The sequence below is a fragment of the Gluconobacter sp. GP1 genome, assembly GCF_032913585.1.
Classification (GTDB): Bacteria; Pseudomonadota; Alphaproteobacteria; order Acetobacterales; family Acetobacteraceae; genus Gluconobacter; species Gluconobacter cerinus.
In genome coordinates this window covers 34758-51607 of the sequence record NZ_JASGXC010000001.1, presented here as the reverse complement: position 1 = coordinate 51607, position 16850 = coordinate 34758, and the positions used below count along the sequence as shown (strand labels likewise).

Here is a 16850-nt window from a genome sequence, read left to right as displayed (position 1 = left end):
CCACCCGAAGATAATTGGCGTGTTCTGGTGTCTTCGGAGTATGATGCCGCCTGCATGCAAGTTTCTTCTTACACCCAGCACATGATTGTTCTTCTCCTGCTGGGCCTTCTCGCGACCGTCGTCCTGATCGCGGTCTCCATCCTGATCTCTCTTTCAGAGATTTCCTTCGCCGCAGCTCGTGACGTCAGGCTTCGCTCGAAAGCAGAAGCCGGCGATCCACGAGCCGTTGCCTTTCTGAAGCTCCGTCGCAACAGCGGGCAGGTCATTACCGTCCTGCAGATCTGCCTGAATGCCGTTGGCGTTCTTGGCGGTATCATCAGCGAATCGATGTTGAGCGAGCCCATCGCAGACGGCTTTCAGCTCATGGGCTTTTCACCGTCTCTTTCGGCCAAGGGCGGCTCGGCCTGTTCCTTCATTCTTATTACGGGACTTTTCGTCCTGTTCGCGGATCTGCTTCCCAAGCGGATTGCGATGAATGCACCGGATCGGATCGCTCTTAAGGTTGGGTGGTTCCCTGCCTTGGCGCTGAAGGTTCTGTATCCTGCGGTCTGGGTCTTTTCGCGTGTATCGGATGTACTTCTGCGCGTTATGAAAATCCCAGCCGCGGCCACTGTCGAGCCTGTAACGCCTGAAGATCTGCGCGCTATTCTCGCTGCAGGCACAGCCTCTGGTATCCTGCTTGAGCAGGAGCATCAGATGATTCAGAATGTTCTGGGCCTTCAGGATCGCTCCGTAACGTCCGCCATGACTCCGCGTGATGAGATCGTCTTTCTGGACGTTCAGGAGACACCGGAGAGCCAACGGGACAAGGTTCGCGTGCGTCCCTACTCCCGTTATCCCCTTTGCGATGGCGGCCTGGATCGCGTGATCGGGTCTATTCGCGCAGAAGACGTTCTGGTTGCGGTTGTGGATGAGCCGCAATCCAAAGAGAGCTTGACGCCCGTCGCCAGCCAGATCTTCAAGATGCGCCGGGATGTCTTGTCCCTGCCCGACACGCTGAACCTGTGGGAAACTCTCGCGCAGTTTGATGCTCATTCCGCAGGCTTTGCACTGATCGTGAATGAATATGGCCTAGTCGTGGGCCTTATCACCTACAAGGACATCATGGGCGCTCTGATGGATGGTCTCGTCAGCCCATTTGAGGAGCAGGCCATTGTCCGCCGCGATGCCAACTCCTGGCTCATCGATGGGGCAGCACCAATCGGTGACGTTATTCGCGAATTGGATATCCCAATTTTCGACGATGCCCAGAATTTCGATACCGTTGGTGGCTTCGTGATGAATCGCCTGCGTCGCATGGCCCGAAAGGCCGATAGCGTCGAATCTTCAGGCTTCCGATTCGAAGTTGTGGATGTTGAGGGCTTCCGGATTAACCAGCTTCTGGTGACACGCCTCTAACGGGAAACCTTTCTTCCAGGCATGGAGGCTGATTAAGATCGCACAATGCGTTCTGCAGGACATGGTTCCTGCCTCAGCCTCGGAAGATTGCTCCTTTGCCTGATTTTCAGCACTCAGCTCTGATTATCGTCGACGTCCAGAATGATTTTTTGCCTCATGGAGCCTTGGCTGTTCCTAAAGGCGATGAAATCATTGCCCAGGTTAATGCCCTGTCCCATCTTGGCTTTGGGGCTGTGATTGCCACTCAGGACTGGCATCCCGCAAATCACTGCTCTTTCGCGCCACAAGGCGGACCTTGGCCCGAACATTGTGTTGCAGCGTCGTCAGGTGCCGATTTTCCAAAGTCTCTCGATCTTAGCCCGATCAGCCATATCATTCATAAAGGAATGGCGCAGAATCGGGATAGCTACTCAGCGTTCTTCGACAATGACCATGTCACCTCTACCGGCCTGAATACGCTCCTCAGCGGCCTTTCCATCAACCATGTTGTGATCTGTGGCCTGGCGCTTGATTTCTGTGTCGCGGCAACTGCTGAGGACGCCATGCGCTGTGGCTTTAGGACAGACATCGCGCTTGAGGCCTGCCGTGGCATCAACGCGGACCAAAGCGCCCTCCTCCAGAAACTGAGGAGCAACGGAATCACTTTGTCTGACTGAACGAGCTCGGCTGGAGAGGACACTACATATGAAACTGAAATTATTCGCAGCGATGTTACCCCTTATCGCACTCTCCACCTCACTTGCGTCTGCAGAAGTTCCAACGACACAGGAGCTCCTGAGCCGTTCGGGCTTCAAGGAGGCCTATAAAAGCATGATTACATTGCCGGCTTGGGTCGTATCAGGACAGGGCACATCAACGCCTGTGGAATATTTTTCTCAGGATGGAAAACGCTATGCACTGGGTCACATGTGCAAGCCCCACGACTGTGCGGCGCAGCAGCTAGAAATCGTCATGGCAAACGACCATTCAGGCGCATGGGGGCTTTTATCGATCAAGGCTAACAGCGCCTTGAAGCAGACTCTTCTCGGATCACCAGAACCAGCAATAGAAAAGGTTCTTCGAGATGCCTATAGCAAGAATAATCCTGCCAACTAATTTTTTGAAAATTGCTAGGCGCGCGGCGCTGCTGTTAAGCAGGCTGGCGCGCCCTGCTGGATTCGAACCAGCGACCCACAGCTTAGAAGGCTGTTGCTCTATCCAACTGAGCTAAGGGCGCAGTAAAGAAACCTCAAAGACTGGTCGGGGCGCCCGGACTCGAACCGGGGGCCTCCTGTACCCAAAACAGGCGCGCTACCAGGCTGCGCCACGCCCCGAACCGAGGCGGAACTTAGGTGGTATAAGTTCCGGACGCAATAGGGTTTTTTCAATCTTTTTCATTTCTTACGAGCGGAGGCACAAAAAGTGGTGCCGTATCCCACGGAAACAGCACCCAGGTGTCCTGAGCGACTTCCGTGACATAGTGATCGGTCAGCGGTTTTCCGTCCGGCTTGGCATACAGGCATGCAAAAACAGCCTTGGGCAGCATTTCACGCACGAACTGAGCCGTAATGCCGGAATCAACCAGATCATCGACGATCAGGAAGCCTTCACCGTCACCTGCGGCGGTTGGTGCTTTCACAACCTTCGGCTGGTGCTGCGTGCCTTCTTCACCAGCGTAGCTGATGACAGAAACGCTTTCGATCAGGCGGCAGCCCATTTCACGACCGAGAATAGCTGCGGGGATCAGGCCACCACGCGTAATCGCCACGATACCGCGGAACGGACCGTGCTTTTCCATGAGCGTCGCAGCAAGAGTACGGGCGTCACGATGGAGCTGGTCCCAGGTGACGGTTGCGTACGTTACGGGTTTGGGTGTGGATGTAGCATTCATGTCTCTCATCTGCCTTCCGGCTCGGAATTTTGCAATAAACTTGCACGCCGGAAGTGACTAATGTGCCTGAATGATTGAACCAGCATTACGGGCCCTTCCCGGCCTCGGCCCACTGATTATCAGCCGAATCTGTTCCCAGCTTTCTGCGACGACGCTGACAATTGCCATCGGCTGGCAGATGTACGCCCTGACCCATAGCGTTTCGTCGCTGGGCTATCTGGGCCTTGCACAGTTTCTACCGATGGTTCCCCTGACATTCATCTCCGGACACGTCGCGGACCGTTTTAATCGTCGCAGCGTGGTGTTGATCTGCCAAATTTTGGAAGTGCTCAGCACGGGCGCCCTTGCCGCCATCGCAGCCATGCATTGCCTGACCCCGGCCTATGTGTACGCTTTTGCAGCGTTCTACGGCACGCTACGCAGCTTCGAGATGCCGTGCCAGCAGGCGTTTCTTCCAGCGATCGTTCCCCCTCAGCTTCTGCCCAGAGCACAGGCCCTGATGTCCTCGCTGTTTATGACGGCATCCATTGTGGGACCAAGCCTGGGCGGCCTTCTCTACGGACTTGGGTCAGTCATCTGCTACAGCCTTGCGACGCTTGGATTCGCATTGGCGTTTCTAGGAACGCTGGCTCTAAAGCTGCGCCATAAGGTCGCATCAAAAGAACCTGTAACGTTCGCCTCTGTATTTGCGGGTCTTGGTTTTCTAAACAGACGCCGCGACCTTCTTGGTGCAATTTCCCTAGATCTTTTTGCCGTTCTTCTTGGCGGCGCCACTGCCATGCTCCCCGTCTATGCGGATAGCGTTCTCCATGTTGGGCCAGTCGGGCTGGGTTTTCTGCGCGCAGCCCCTGCGCTCGGAGCGCTCTTTACATCAGCTTGGCTGTCTCGCCATCCACTTGGGGGCCGCGCTGGAATTACGATGTTTGTTTCCGTGATCGTTTTTGGAATCGCGACCATCGTGTTCGGCGCTTCGCACATCACATGGATTTCAGTCGTCGCCCTGATGGTTCTAGGAGCAGCAGACGTCATCAGTGTTGTCGTCCGGTCTTCACTCATTCAACTGGCTACACCAGACGCCATGCGCGGAAGGGTCTCCGCTGTGAATTCACTGTTCATCGGCTCCAGCAACCAGCTGGGCGAATTTGAGAGCGGAATGCTGGGAACAGCCATAGGGCCAGAAGCAGCGGTTATTGCAGGCGGCGTAGGAACAATTCTTGTCGCGGCAACCTGGATTCGTCTCTTTCCCAGCCTGTGGGCGCTGGATCGCCTGGAAGACGTCAGACCAGAAGAACTCTGAGAAAATCCCACGAACTCATCACCGGAACAGCATCAAGCGTCCGGTGATGGTCAATCAGTACAGTAGATATGAAAAAAGCCCCGTAAGGGGCTTTTCACTGTACCGAACCAAATCTTTCAAGAAGAAAGAGTGGCTCCCGAAGTAGGACTCGAACCTACGACCCAGCGATTAACAGTCGCTTGCTCTACCAACTGAGCTATTCGGGACCGGTGAGGAGGTATTTAGTCCAACCGCCGGGGTCGGTAAAGCCCCTTTTTTCATATTTCTGCATTTTTCTGAACTTTCTTCAGTAACCCGCAGAAAACATGACTTTTTCAGAGCTCTTCCCGTCCCCGGGTTGCCAATACATCCACACGTTCATTGTTCACATCACCAGAATGCCCCCTCACCCAGAGCCATTCGATTTCATGAGGTTTGGCCGCATCGAGAATGCGCTGCCATAGATCCATGTTGGCAACAGGATCACCAGCTGAATTACGCCAGTTCCGCCGTACCCAACCACTGTGCCACCGCGTGATACCGTTCCGGAGGTATTCACTATCTGTATGCAACGTGACCCGACACGGCCGCTTCAGAGCTTCCAGAGCCTCAGCCGCAGCCGTCAGTTCCATGCGGTTATTGGTCGTCTCCGGATGCCCGCCCCATAGCTCCTTTTCCTTGCCTTTAAAGCAAAGCAGTGCTCCCCACCCACCGGGGCCGGGATTGGGTTTGCATCCACCATCCGTCCAGATCTCGACCGGAAGCTGATCCGCGCTCGCATCAGACATGCGCGACACCTGAAAAATGTCGGAGACGACCCAGATAGGCCAGTGGATCCTTGCGGGTCACTAGTGCGTCAGACGGGGTATTGATCCAGTCGTAGAGGCGCGTCAGCAGAAACCGGATTGAAGCCCCCTGACACAGAACTGGCAAAGCTTCCTTTTCAGCCACCTCTAAATTGCGGACGCTTTCGTAACCTTCGATCATGGCGTGAGCGAAAGCAGGTTCGAAAACCTTCTCATCGCGAAAACACCAAGCGTTCAGACAGATCGCCAGATCGTAAGCAAACAGGTCCGTGCAGGCGAAATAGAAATCGATCAGCCCAGAGACCTGATTGCCCTGAAAGAAGACATTATCGGGGAAGAGGTCTGCATGGATCTGCCCACGAGGCAAACTGCCCGCAGCAGGCCAAGACTTTTCAATCCGCGACAGTGCCTCAGACAGTTCCTGCGTGAGGCCCGGCAGCAGGTCATCCCCACTGCCCTGACAGCTCTCAAGGAGTGGGCGCCAGGCTTCCACAGACAGCCCATTAGGGCGTTCCGCTGTATAGTCCTGCCCTAGCTTATGGAATGTCGCGAGGACCTGTCCCAGTGCATGACAGGCAGATGCTGTAATCTGAGGGACGGCTTGCCCCGGAAGGAACGTGGTGATCGCCGCAGGCCGATCTGACAATACCCTAAGAGCGATGCCGTCTTTTGCCTGTACGGGCTGCGGGCAGTTCATGCCCTTCCCCGACAGATGCTGCATCAGCCCCAGAAACCATGGAAGGTCAGACGCTTTGACCCGCCGTTCAAAGAGCGTGAGGATGAACTTCCCTTCCGTGGTCTGGAGGAGGAAGTTGCTGTTTTCGACGCCTTCGGCAATGCCCTGGAAAGAAACCAGGGCACCGATGTCATATGTGCCAAGAAACGCTTCAAGCGCCTCGGCCGCCAGTTCAGTATAGACGGCCATGAAGACTCAGTTGTCCTCACCAGCAAGCGGACCTGGAAGGCGGAAATTGATGTTTTCCTCCTTCATGATTCTCTCTTCGATCTTCAGCGTGTACTTCGCAGCAAGCGCCGTCACCATTTCCTGCACGAGGCTTTCCGGAGCGGACGCGCCCGCACTGATGCCCAGCGTTTCAACGCCTTCCAGCACAGACCAGTCCAGATTTTCCAGCTTCGGCACCAGAAGTGCGCGGCGGGCACCAGAACGCTCTGCCACTTCGCGCAGGCGCTGCGAGTTGGAAGAGTTTGGCGAACCGATCACGATCACCAGATCACTTTCCGGCGCAATGGCCTTCACAGCTTCCTGACGATTGGTCGTCGCGTAGCAGATGTCTTCGCGCTTCGGACCTTCAATGAGCGGGAAGCGAGTCCGCAGAATATCAACGATCTCAGCCGTATCATCCACAGACAGCGTCGTCTGCGTGATGAAGGCCAGCTTCGCCGGATCCTTTGGCTGGATCGTACGGGCTTCTTCAGCATCGTTGATGAGCGTGACAGCGCCCGGCGGAAGCTGGCCCATTGTGCCGACCACTTCCGGATGGCCAGCATGACCGATCATCAGAATATGGAGCTGCTCTGGGCCACCACCTGCAAAGTGACGCTCTGCTTCACGGTGCACCTTGGAAACCAGCGGACACGTTGCATCTAGGTACAGCAGATTGCGGCGCTGCGCTTCGGCTGGAACTGACTTCGGCACGCCATGCGCTGAGAAAACGACATGTCCGTCGGGCGGCACTTCGTCGAGTTCCTCAACGAAAATGGCTCCCTTGGCCTCCAGTCCTTCAACCACAGTACGGTTATGAACGATTTCGTGACGCACATAGACGGGCGCGCCATAGCGGCGCAGCGCTTCTTCAACGACACGGATGGCACGATCCACACCGGCGCAGAAGCCGCGAGGCCCGGCCAGCAGGACGCGGAGCGTCTTCTGGTGTGCAGCACCTTCAGGTGCAAGAGTTGTCTGATCTGACATGGTGTTCCCCAAGCGGGCGGAGTTCGATATGTAGGACCAGTATCGACCGGATTGACGCATGTCGCAACGTCCGGGCCGCTTTGTGGGAGTTTCTACAGCAGATGCCAGCCTTTCGGCGCCTTGCCACGTCCCTGTTTGTCCCGGCTTTTGCCGTCGTCGCGATTTCAACACTCGCGGGATGTGACGAATCCAATCCGGGCTTCTTTGCCCCCACATGCCCGGTCACGGATATTCCCAGCGCCGCAGCAGACCGGTTTGTCTATGACGGAAAAGATCCGGACATCGGGAATCTGGTCAGCCACGCACAGCTCACCGCCATTTCAGGGGACTGCGAACGTGGCCCCAAAGGCCCCAAAGACCAGCAGATGATTCGTACCCGCGTCAGTCTGGCAATGAACCTGACGCGAGGACCTGCCTCCAAGACCGGCACCATCGACGTCCCCTATTTCATCGTCATCATGCGTGACGGAAAAATCGTGGATAAGAAGGTCTTCACGGACACATTCAAGCTGGAACCGAATGTCAGCAACCAGTCTGTTCGTACGGATCTGCGCCTTGTTGATCTTCCTGCATCCAAAAATATCCAGGAAAATCCCTATACGCTCGAAATCGGCTATCAGCTGACCAAGGATGAGCTGACTTACAATCAGCAGCACCTCCCCGTCGTAAAGTTCCGTGGCCGGACGCAGTAAGGGCCTTTTTCCTTCTCTTTCACCTGACGTCAAAATCCGGATTACGCTGAAAACGACCCTGGCTTGCCTGGCAGGCTTTGGGTCTTCAGCCTTTTCTGCGACTCCTGACGTTTCGGCATCGAAAGAAGAAAGGATCAAGGTCCATCACGCAGAACGTCCGGAAATCCAGAACTTTCCCCATGCAGGGTTCCTGGAACAGCCACGCCGCCTGACGCCGAGCCAGAATGTTGCGCCGATCGGACGCCAGCCCCGATGGGGTGGATTCAATCGCGGCAACGGCGAAGGCGCAGGCTTTGGACCTGTCGGGCGCTATGGTGTCGCACCATGGGCCGAAGACTGGTCATATCTACGTGACAAGCGCCACCAGAGCGACATTTGCGATCCATTGAAGTTTATTGCTCTGAATAATGAACGCACAATCTGGCTGTCCCTGTCCGAACGCACCCGCCTCCGCAACTGGTACAATGACTATCCGATGCTGGGGACGAATACCCATTCCGGATCAGGCCGCTTTGTTACGCGCAATATGTTGGGGGCCGACCTCCATATCGGAGAACACTGGCGCGTTTTCGCACAACTCGTAAACGGTACGGCCGCAGGCTGGAACGGATATGGCTATGGTGGCACTTATCGTAAGCGTCTGGACCTGCATCAGGCCTTTATCGAATACAAACGCACGATTGGCACAGCAAAGACGGGCCTGATGTTTGGAAGGCAGCAGTTTCTCGATGCGCCGTCCTATGTCCTGTATGACCGGGAACCCCCGAATATCCAGATTACCTGGAACGGACCGCGCGCTTACGCGATTTTCCCGCATGTCCGGTTCGATCTCTATGACTTCGTTGCGACGGACATCACCCCAACGGCCATGTTCCACGACACGCAGGACTGGAACACGCGCCTCTATGGCTTCAACACAACCTTTGATGTCCCCGCGTTCCATCTGGGCCAACAGCGTGTTCAATCCTATCTCGATCTGTTCTGGATTGGCTTTCATCTTGGTGGAAAAACAGGCTCTGTCCCGCTGGTCAGTGCGAGCAAAATCAGCTCCGTAACGGGCGCGACAAATCGTAACAATTTCGGTTTTCGGTGGTACGGCACAGCCCAGCAACTGGAATACGCCATTGGCGTCTTGTGGCAGCAAGGCAATTTCACACAATACGGAACCACTGCCCGGCGCCAGGTCTCTGCTTATTCCGTGAATACGACATTGGGATACAGACGTTCCAATCTGCCTCTCAAACCCTTCTTCGGAATTCAGACGGACGTCTATTCCGGCGGCAATGAAAACCGACGTACCGGAACAGTCGGGACTTACAGTGCGCCTTTTGCCCCGCAGAATCCGTATCTGGACTACACGGGCTACATTGGCGCAGCGAACCTGATCAATCTGTCCCCCATCGTCGTAGGGTCCTACGGTAAGGTGTCTTTGCGGATCAAAGTCCCGATTCTATGGAGGGAGACCACAGCGTCTTCCGTCTATTCAATCAGTTCGGCTTATAATTTCCCCAGGTTTCGCAGCCACTTCATCGGTGTAGCCCCTAATGGTCTGCTGACATGGGCCGTATCCCGACACTGGAACTGGACACATGTCGTCGCGTGGTTTGCGGCATCGCATGATCTGAAAAATGCCGGGGCAAAAAGCGGGCTCTATTATCAGTCCAGCCTGTCATTTGCTTTTTGATGAATGGTTGCGGTGCGGGCCTCCGCAGCGTAATGCCCGAAAAAACAACGCGACATCACAGGATCGCCCCACCATGAAACTTATGGACAGCCGCGAACTGACCTTGCGGGGCATCATTCTGGGTGCCCTGATTACCGTCGTCTTCACGGCAGCAAATGTCTATCTGGGATTGAAGATCGGCCTGACCTTCGGCTCCTCTATTCCCGCGACCATCATTTCAATGGCCGTACTCCGCCTGATGGGCGGCGGGACGATGCTCGAAAACAATATGGTGCAGACGCAGGCTTCTGCGGCAGGAACACTCTCCTGCGTCTTCGCAGCGCTGCCTGGCCTCATCATGGTCGGGTATTGGCACGAATTTCCATATTTTGTCTCACTCCTCCTAACACTTGCAGGAGGCATGACCGGCGTCATCTTCACGATCCCGCTGCGTCGGGCATTGGTGAAGAATTCTGACCTCCCGTATCCGGAAGGCACAGCCTGTGCGGAAATCCTGAAAGCCTCGTCCCCTGAAGGCGATGCCGAAAGCCTGCGTTCCCTGACAAAAGGAAGCCTTGTCTCCGCTGCCGTTGCTTTGGCGACATCAGGGCTCAGGCTACTGTCCGACGGCGTTTCGGCCGCTACGAGCTTCGGCGCGTCCGTGTTTCGTCTGGATATTAGCTTCTCCCTCGCACTTCTGGGAACAGGTTATCTTGTCGGCATCGGCGGTGGCATTGCCATGCTGTTGGGTGTTCTGATGGGCTGGGGCGTCATGGTTCCCATTCTGGGGCATCTGAACCCGGCTGCAGACCCCATGGCCGCAGCGACAGGTTTGTGGCTTCATAAAGTGCGCTTCATCGGCGCCGGAACAATTGCCGTTGCCGCAATCTGGACGCTGCTCGCACTGGCCAAACCTGTTGCGATCGGACTGAAAGAATCTCTGTCCGTTAAGCATCGCGCGTCACAGGATGAGAGCGACCTGGATCTCGCGCCGCGCACGTTGATCGGGCTGAGCATCGGGCTGGCTCTCGTTCTTTCTGGACTGTTTACCCAGTTCCTGTGGCCTGCAATGCCACACGGTGCATCCCTTGTGACGCTCGTTGTTCTGGGGTTGGGCGCCTGTTTCGGTCTCGGCTTTCTGGTCGCGAGTGCCTGCGGTTATATGGCGGGCATTATCGGATCATCGTCTTCCCCGATTTCGGGCGTCGGAATTATCGCGATCATTGCCATTTCCGTCACACTCTGGGGACTGGAAAGTGGCGGCGTTCTTTCGCCCGACCAACGCCCGACGGTTATTGCATTCGGGCTATTCGTACTTTCTGCCATTACGGCATCTGCTGCCGTATCGAATGATAACCTGCAGGACCTCAAGACCGGACAGTTGGTTGGAGCGTCTCCATGGAAGCAGGAAGTTGCTCTCCTCATAGGGTGCGCTGTGGGTGCCGTGGTTATTCCATGGGTCTTGCAGACACTTTATCAGGCCTATGGATTTGTTGGAGCGATGCCCCGCGCGGATATGGATCCGACCCGAGCTCTCGCAGCGCCACAACCCGCGCTCATGGCTGCCATCGCGACAGGCATTCTCTCACACAACCTCGACTGGCTGATGCTGGAAATCGGAGCGGTGATCGGGATTGTACTGGTTATTGCGGATATTCTTCTGAAGCGACGTAATCTCGCTCTGCCGCCTCTAGCCGTTGGTATGGGAATTTACCTGCCGGCCAACGTGTCCGTGACGATCGCGATCGGAGCAGGCCTCGGCTGGCTACTGCGCAAGTCCCCTAAAGAACAGGGTACAATGATCGCATCGGGCTTTATTGTGGGAGAAAGTCTGGTTGGTGTAGCCGTGGCAGCCCTTGTAGGTGCCACAGGCAGCACGGAAACACTGGCCCTGCCCATTCCTGACATGGTTCGGTCAGGATTAGGCTGGGCTGTGTTTTTAGGCATCATGATATGGTTTGGGCGTTCTGTAAGACGCCCGACAGCCTGAACTTCAGGCCTTTACCCACCACTGAACAGGTTCCGGCTCATCGAGAAGAACAGCCGGGGCCTCAACAGCGGCCTTCTCGACTTTTTTCACCACAGTTTCGTCCTGCACTTCCTTACGCGGACGTCCAACAGGGCGCGGCGAACGGCGGGCAGCTTCAGCAGCCTGCTCACGGGACTGGTGAAGCTGTGCTTTCAGAGACTGAATTTGGTCCTGATGCTCACGCAGATGACGGTTGAGTTCCGTAATCTGGATTTTGGCGTGAGCCTCGCGCGTTTCATATGTTTTGAGTTGCGTGCGGGCTTCAGCCAGATAACGCTCTGCTTCTTCCCAGCGACGCTGCTCACGCTTTACAGACTGGCGAAGACGTTCAATTTCGTCCTGGTCGTCCTGGCTCGGAGCATTGCTACGCTGTGCAAATCCACGACTGGCCTGATGCTCAACAACAACCTGACCATCTCGCACAAAGCGACGGCGACGTTCTGTTGTTGGCGTGATGGGACGCGCCTTCTGGGGACGGGAAGATCCTGATCCCAGACGAGCAAGCGCCTCTCGCAGTTTGTCTTCACTAACCTGCTGATCGTCCTGCATTCTTCGTTTTTTCAACCAATTATAAAATTTGTTCTATGTCACCTGATCAGAATGCCCACCTAGAATGACGGAGGCTCTGAAAGGCGTAAAGCCGATCAGAAAAAAGCATGTCCTGACAAGGAAATGAAAGTCGACACTGCCGGGTTTCTAACTCATTCCGGTGTATCAGACTGAATTCTTTTATCAGATCTTATATGTCCTGTCATCAACACAATAAGACTGTATTCATCTTTCTTTTACTGCCACTGACCCGGTTGCCAGAGAATGTCATCTGCTCCGTGAGCATTGGCATGACGTGCAAGAACGAAGAAATAATCAGAAAGGCGGTTTAGAAACCTGAGCCCTTCCTGAGGACCATGCTCCAAAATCACAATCCGCCGTTCTGCGCGCCGTGCAACAGTCCGGGCCATGTGGGCATGTGCAGAAACAAGAGAACCGCCAGGCAGAATAAAGCTTTTAAGCGCCGGCTGCTGAAGGCGCATGTCTTCAATGCGTTCTTCCAGCCAACTAACAGCCTTTACTGTAAGACTCTGAGGACGTTCTTTGTCCGGAATACATAAATCTGCCCCTAAATCAAAAAGGCAGGACTGTATCTTCCGAATATCAGAGGAAAGATCGCGTATACTTTCCTCTGATCTCAGAGAGCAATCGAGCAAACCAAGTAGAGCGTTCAGCTCATCGACCGTCCCCATGGCCTCAATTCTCAGACAGGCTTTTGAGACACGCGTTCCGTCTCCCAGTGAAGTCTGCCCTAAATCGCCGCCACGCGTTACAATACGATCAAGCCGAACACCCGTCATAATTGCCCTCTAAAGCTTAGTGACGACCGAAGTGATGATGATGACCTTTGACAGTCTTCGCGCCGCTCAGGTCCTGCGCACGAGTCGTATGGTCCTTGAGCATCTTCGTGGTGTCTGATGCCAGCGTCTTGATATCGGCCGTTCCGCCAGACTGCGATGCCGTTGCCAGAGCACTGCTGAGAGCAGGCGTTTGAACGCTCAGGATTTCGCGCAGGAAAACACGATCAAAAGCAGCGCCATACAGATGACCGAAGGATGCAACATGCGCCTCATCGCCAGCATTCAGCTTGTCAGTGACGGTCAGGTTGGCGTCGCTCGCCACCTTGGCAACAGCCTTGCGGTTGGTCGTGTGATCACTGACCACCGTTGCGGCGAAAGCCTTCACAACATCGCTGTTGCTATGCGTTGCAGCCAGGGTCGCAATGCTCACCTGCGTCAGATCCATCGCATCGACCTGCTGAAGAAATGCTGCATCCGCCGTCGAAAGCGTATAGGTTGATGCGGCAGACGGCAGCGCTGGTGCTGGCGGTGCATCCGGGGCATTACAGGCGCTCAGGCCTGCCAGCATGGCAATTGAGGCAAGAGCTGCGAAGCGTGCAGTAACTGTCATGAAGAGACATTCCTTCCATCTGCGAGACCAGGACAATGTCCCAGCCACTCTGGCTGAATGGTCCCGGCTTCAAGCGGTCCATTCATGTTCGGCACCACTCATGATACATTCAGGCCATGTCCGCAAATTCTAGCACGCATGATTTTTCCGGTGCCTTCCGCTTCTGTTTCATTGCAGGAGCTGTCGAAGGCGCATCCGGAGTGGTTCTCGGGGCGCTTGCCTCTCACCTCCCGGACCATATGTTTGCCATCCCCAATGGCCGTGCCGTTCTGCACTCCGGGGTGGACATCCTCATGTGGCACGCCATCGCACTCTGCGCGCTCTCGCTGGGCGCGTCCTTTCTGGTGCCACGTCTGGCCCGGCTTGCATGTCTGACGATGCTGGGAGGCACGCTGCTCTTTTGTGTCTCCGTCACGCTTTTCGCGCTTTTTGATCTGAAAATCGGGACACTCTCAGTAGCCCGCATAGCCCCCTATGGCGGTACCTTGCTGATTTTAGCATGGCTTCTTGCAGCACTGTCCGGACTAAGACGGCGCTCAGCCTGAGACGTCAGGATCTGTTTCTGATCATCTTAAGAGCAAAAAGCCCAGCCACCTGAACAATCAGTGCCACGGCAAAACAGAACAGAATAATACCCACAAGAATGAGCTGTTCCCGCCCGAGCGCCGTTTCAATATGAAACACGCTGTAAAGCGACTGCCAGGCATGCGTCGCCGCAGTCTTCTGAGAAAGCTTTACGGCAGGTTCCCAGAAACGAAAGATAGCGGCAAGCGCCAGAGTAAGCCCAACGAGGACGACAGTCCTCAGGAGCGTCTCCAGAATACTGACTTCTGCACCCTGCTGAGCGGAGGGCGATGAAGGTGAACCGTGTTGCGTTATCAAAAGCATGACCTTCCGAATGAAGTAGGCTTTAATCGTTTTGCTGTGACACTGCGTTATGTGATGCAGACCACTCGATCAATGAAAGCCTTTTTTATGCGCGTTTCCCTTCTTGCCGCCGCCGGACTGGGTCTGGCGCTTTCCGCACCTTTTTCAGCACAGGCTGCAAGTACGCCTGCGCCCAAACTGACGGAAACATCAGCCCCGCCGGTCGCAACACCCTATCCAGACACGTCCGTCGCCCAGAAGCAGGTGCGCGATGCCTTTGCGCTCGCTGCCAAAACGGGCCGTAAGGTGCTTCTCGATTTCGGCGGCAACTGGTGCCCGGACTGCAAAATGCTCTCCGGCATTTTTGCCCTGCCCGACGCCAAGGCATGGCTGGACAGCCAGTTTGTGATCGTCCCGGTGAATGTCGGGCGCATTAACACCAATCTCGACCTGGCCCAGAAATACGACGTGACGATCAAGGCTGTTCCGACCGTCATTATCGTCACGCCGGATGGAAAGGCCCTGAACGGCGACGGGTCGAAGGCTCTGGGGAATGCTCGCAGCATGTCCCCACAGGCCGTTCTTGACCTGATTTCCGAGTGGAACAGCCGCGGATAAACCGTTCATTCTGGCTCTGAAGTTACTCTTCAGAGCCAGAAGCGTTGCCTCAGATTCCGAGTTCCTGCTCGGCTTCATGAACGACTTCCGCCAAAGCATCCTCCTCAAACGGGGATACCAGACCGGCATCAGCCACAAGCTGTGAGAACGGCTTGGATCCGCCTTCCGAGCATAGTTTGCGATACGTCTCGAACGTGGCTTCCCGGTTCATACGGGAACGAAGCCAGAGCTGCAGCGCACAACACTGGGCCAGAGCATAATCAATGTAATAAAATGGCAGACGATAGATATGGAGCTGGGCCTGCCAGCGGCCACCCTTTGCCGGATAAGCCAGATCGCCCCAGTCCCGCCAAGGCATGTACATTTTCTCCAGGCGTGCCCAGGTCTCGTGCCGTTCTGCCGCTGTCATTTGCGGATTGGCATACACTTCATGCTGGAAGTGATCGACACAGACACCGTATGGGAAAAATGAGAGCGCATCGATGAGATGCATCCGGCGATACCGGTCCCCGGCCCCGTCTTCGACCAGCGTATCAATTTGCGGCCAGGTCAGAAATTCCAGACCCATGGAATGAATCTCGGCTGCTTCCATGGTGGGCCAGAGCTGATCGACCCAGTCCTGATCGCGGCTTTTCCAGTTCTGGAAGGCATGCCCCATCTCGTGGGTAAACACGCCAATATCGTTATGGGTGCCATTGAAATTGGCAAAGATATTAGGGCTGCCAATGGTCGGGAATGACGTGCAGAATCCGCCGCCCGCCTTGTTGTCCCGATTTTTCAGATCAAGATATCCGAGATCCCGCATCTGCACGTAGAAATCACCCATTTCGCCTTTGGGGTCGAGCTCACGGAACATGCCCTCTGCCCGCGCCACGAGCAGATCATGATCTCCTGCTGGCTCCGGATTCCCCTGCAAATCGATCAGTGCCTCGTCCCAGGCCCAGACCTTGTCCCATCCCATTTTAAGGCGACGGCGTTCTAACAGTGACTGAACCAATGGGGTAACTGAACTAAGAACCTTTTCCCGGAAGGATGCTACCTGCTCCGGGCCGTAATCTGTCCGGCGCATCCGGCGGTAACCCAGCCCGATATAGTTCTCAAACCCCAGCGTTTTCGCCATCCGGTCACGCAGCTCAACCAGACGCCCATAAAGCGTATCCAGTTCTTCGCCGTGTTCTTCAAAAAAGGCCCAGCGTGCCTGCTCGGCAGCATGGCGGACGTCCCGATCCGCCCCTTGCAAATATGGCACAAGCCCTGACAGGTTCAGAACCTTGCCATCAAAGGCAATTTTCGCAGAAGCCAGAAGCGCCGTGTATTCGCCCGTCAGGCGCGCTTCTTCTTCCATATCCGTGCTGATCCGGGGATCAAACGTCGTGGTGTCTGCTTCCCACAAATGAACCACATGCGGCGTCAGGAGCGCTTCCAGACCGGCACGATCAGGGTCTGCCAGCAAACGCTTCTTGATGATGACTTCATGGTCCGTCGCAACAGGCGAAAGGCGATCCGCATAGTCACGATCCGTCTTCGCCGTCTCGTCCTGCGTGTTGCGGGAGAACTGGAGATGAACATGGGAGGCCCAGGATTCATACTCTCGCCGAATGGCATCAAAAGCCTTGAGAGCCTCTTCGCGCTGCCCGCGATCAAGCAGCGACGAAATGTCCGCGTAGCGCGCCTTAAGAGACGCTTCGTCTGGACGGGGGAAAGACAGGTCAGAGAACGGAGGGATTGTCTGTGTCATG

At 55.6% G+C, this 16850-nt stretch carries 18 protein-coding genes and 3 tRNA genes; 9 read left to right on the top strand and 12 right to left on the bottom strand.

Going from position 1 to position 16850, the window contains the following annotated elements:
• Window positions 1-54: 54 nt before the first annotated feature.
• The 3 genes from R5H23_RS00255 (at window position 55) to R5H23_RS00245 (ending at window position 2493) form a co-directional block, all read left to right on the top strand.
• The gene (locus R5H23_RS00255) at window positions 55-1398 is read left to right on the top strand and encodes a hemolysin family protein (protein ID WP_046902044.1); all 1344 of its coding nucleotides are present in this window, start codon (window positions 55-57) and stop codon (window positions 1396-1398) included.
• Between the two features lie 95 nt (window positions 1399-1493).
• Window positions 1494-2054, top strand: a complete 561-nt coding sequence (locus tag R5H23_RS00250) for an isochorismatase family protein (RefSeq protein ID WP_317213843.1) — start codon at window positions 1494-1496, stop codon at window positions 2052-2054.
• A 28-nt stretch (window positions 2055-2082) separates the two neighbouring features.
• Window positions 2083-2493 (top strand): Ivy family c-type lysozyme inhibitor, encoded by a 411-nt coding sequence (locus tag R5H23_RS00245; RefSeq protein ID WP_317213842.1) that lies wholly within the window; start codon window positions 2083-2085, stop codon window positions 2491-2493.
• A 44-nt stretch (window positions 2494-2537) separates the two neighbouring features.
• Here the strand turns inward: R5H23_RS00245 and R5H23_RS00240 are convergent.
• The 3 genes from R5H23_RS00240 to gpt all read right to left on the bottom strand — a co-directional run bounded on the left by R5H23_RS00240 (window position 2538) and on the right by gpt (window position 3277).
• A tRNA-Arg gene (locus R5H23_RS00240) sits at window positions 2538-2614 on the bottom strand.
• Window positions 2615-2634: 20 nt separating this feature from the next.
• Window positions 2635-2711 (bottom strand) — tRNA-Pro (locus tag R5H23_RS00235).
• Window positions 2712-2761: 50 nt separating this feature from the next.
• Window positions 2762-3277 (bottom strand): xanthine phosphoribosyltransferase, encoded by a 516-nt coding sequence (gpt, locus tag R5H23_RS00230; RefSeq protein ID WP_086633629.1) that lies wholly within the window; start codon window positions 3275-3277, stop codon window positions 2762-2764.
• A gap of 61 nt (window positions 3278-3338) precedes the next feature.
• On the opposite strand from gpt, the gene R5H23_RS00225 reads away from it, so the two are divergent.
• Window positions 3339-4565: an MFS transporter gene (locus tag R5H23_RS00225; RefSeq protein ID WP_086633630.1), complete on the top strand. Its 1227-nt coding sequence runs from the start codon at window positions 3339-3341 to the stop codon at window positions 4563-4565.
• Between the two features lie 130 nt (window positions 4566-4695).
• Here R5H23_RS00225 and R5H23_RS00220 read toward each other — a convergent pair.
• From R5H23_RS00220 to ispH, 4 genes are all read right to left on the bottom strand, one after another.
• Window positions 4696-4771, bottom strand: a tRNA-Asn gene (locus R5H23_RS00220).
• 108 nt (window positions 4772-4879) lie between these two features.
• Complete coding sequence (gene rnhA / locus R5H23_RS00215) at window positions 4880-5332, bottom strand: ribonuclease HI (protein WP_046901356.1); 453 nt, start codon at window positions 5330-5332, stop codon at window positions 4880-4882.
• Window positions 5325-6275: a homoserine kinase gene (locus R5H23_RS00210; RefSeq protein ID WP_317213841.1), complete on the bottom strand. Its 951-nt coding sequence runs from the start codon at window positions 6273-6275 to the stop codon at window positions 5325-5327. The genes rnhA and R5H23_RS00210 overlap by 8 nt, the downstream gene beginning before the upstream one ends.
• Window positions 6276-6281: 6 nt before the next feature.
• Window positions 6282-7283, bottom strand: coding sequence for a 4-hydroxy-3-methylbut-2-enyl diphosphate reductase (gene ispH, locus R5H23_RS00205; protein ID WP_046901354.1), 1002 nt, complete (start codon window positions 7281-7283; stop codon window positions 6282-6284).
• A 101-nt stretch (window positions 7284-7384) separates the two neighbouring features.
• Here ispH and R5H23_RS00200 point away from each other — a divergent pair, with 101 nt between their 5' ends.
• The 3 genes from R5H23_RS00200 (at window position 7385) to R5H23_RS00190 (ending at window position 11628) form a co-directional block, all read left to right on the top strand.
• A complete protein-coding gene (locus tag R5H23_RS00200) occupies window positions 7385-7975 on the top strand; it encodes a hypothetical protein (protein WP_064273425.1) in 591 nt (196 codons plus the stop codon).
• A complete protein-coding gene (locus tag R5H23_RS00195) occupies window positions 7959-9659 on the top strand; it encodes an alginate export family protein (RefSeq protein ID WP_317213840.1) in 1701 nt (566 codons plus the stop codon). Before R5H23_RS00200 ends, R5H23_RS00195 begins: the two co-directional genes overlap by 17 nt.
• 73 nt (window positions 9660-9732) lie before the next feature.
• The gene (locus R5H23_RS00190; protein ID WP_317213839.1) at window positions 9733-11628 is read left to right on the top strand and encodes an OPT family oligopeptide transporter; all 1896 of its coding nucleotides are present in this window, start codon (window positions 9733-9735) and stop codon (window positions 11626-11628) included.
• 3 nt (window positions 11629-11631) lie between these two features.
• Here R5H23_RS00190 and R5H23_RS00185 read toward each other — a convergent pair whose 3' ends face one another.
• The 3 genes from R5H23_RS00185 to R5H23_RS00175 all read right to left on the bottom strand — a co-directional run bounded on the left by R5H23_RS00185 (window position 11632) and on the right by R5H23_RS00175 (window position 13626).
• Window positions 11632-12216 carry a hypothetical protein gene (locus R5H23_RS00185; RefSeq protein ID WP_046901350.1) on the bottom strand — a complete coding sequence of 195 codons (585 nt, stop codon included), beginning with the start codon at window positions 12214-12216 and terminating at the stop codon, window positions 11632-11634.
• A 236-nt stretch (window positions 12217-12452) separates the two neighbouring features.
• Window positions 12453-13016 carry a cob(I)yrinic acid a,c-diamide adenosyltransferase gene (locus tag R5H23_RS00180; RefSeq protein WP_317213838.1) on the bottom strand — a complete coding sequence of 188 codons (564 nt, stop codon included), beginning with the start codon at window positions 13014-13016 and terminating at the stop codon, window positions 12453-12455.
• A 16-nt stretch (window positions 13017-13032) separates the two neighbouring features.
• A complete protein-coding gene (locus R5H23_RS00175) occupies window positions 13033-13626 on the bottom strand; it encodes a DUF4142 domain-containing protein (RefSeq protein WP_317213837.1) in 594 nt (197 codons plus the stop codon).
• A gap of 116 nt (window positions 13627-13742) precedes the next feature.
• On the opposite strand from R5H23_RS00175, the gene R5H23_RS00170 reads away from it, so the two are divergent.
• Window positions 13743-14171, top strand: coding sequence for a DUF423 domain-containing protein (locus R5H23_RS00170; protein WP_264649371.1), 429 nt, complete (start codon window positions 13743-13745; stop codon window positions 14169-14171).
• A gap of 4 nt (window positions 14172-14175) precedes the next feature.
• On the opposite strand, the gene R5H23_RS00165 is transcribed toward R5H23_RS00170, so the two are convergent.
• On the bottom strand, window positions 14176-14514 hold the full coding sequence (locus tag R5H23_RS00165; RefSeq protein ID WP_086633637.1) for a hypothetical protein: 339 nt from the start codon (window positions 14512-14514) through the stop codon (window positions 14176-14178).
• Window positions 14515-14586: 72 nt separating this feature from the next.
• Here R5H23_RS00165 and R5H23_RS00160 point away from each other — a divergent pair, with 72 nt between their 5' ends.
• On the top strand, window positions 14587-15111 hold the full coding sequence (locus tag R5H23_RS00160; RefSeq protein WP_408874316.1) for a thioredoxin family protein: 525 nt from the start codon (window positions 14587-14589) through the stop codon (window positions 15109-15111).
• A 49-nt stretch (window positions 15112-15160) separates the two neighbouring features.
• Here R5H23_RS00160 and R5H23_RS00155 read toward each other — a convergent pair whose 3' ends face one another.
• Window positions 15161-16849 (bottom strand): M3 family oligoendopeptidase, encoded by a 1689-nt coding sequence (locus R5H23_RS00155; protein WP_317213835.1) that lies wholly within the window; start codon window positions 16847-16849, stop codon window positions 15161-15163.
• Window position 16850: the final 1 nt, after the last annotated feature.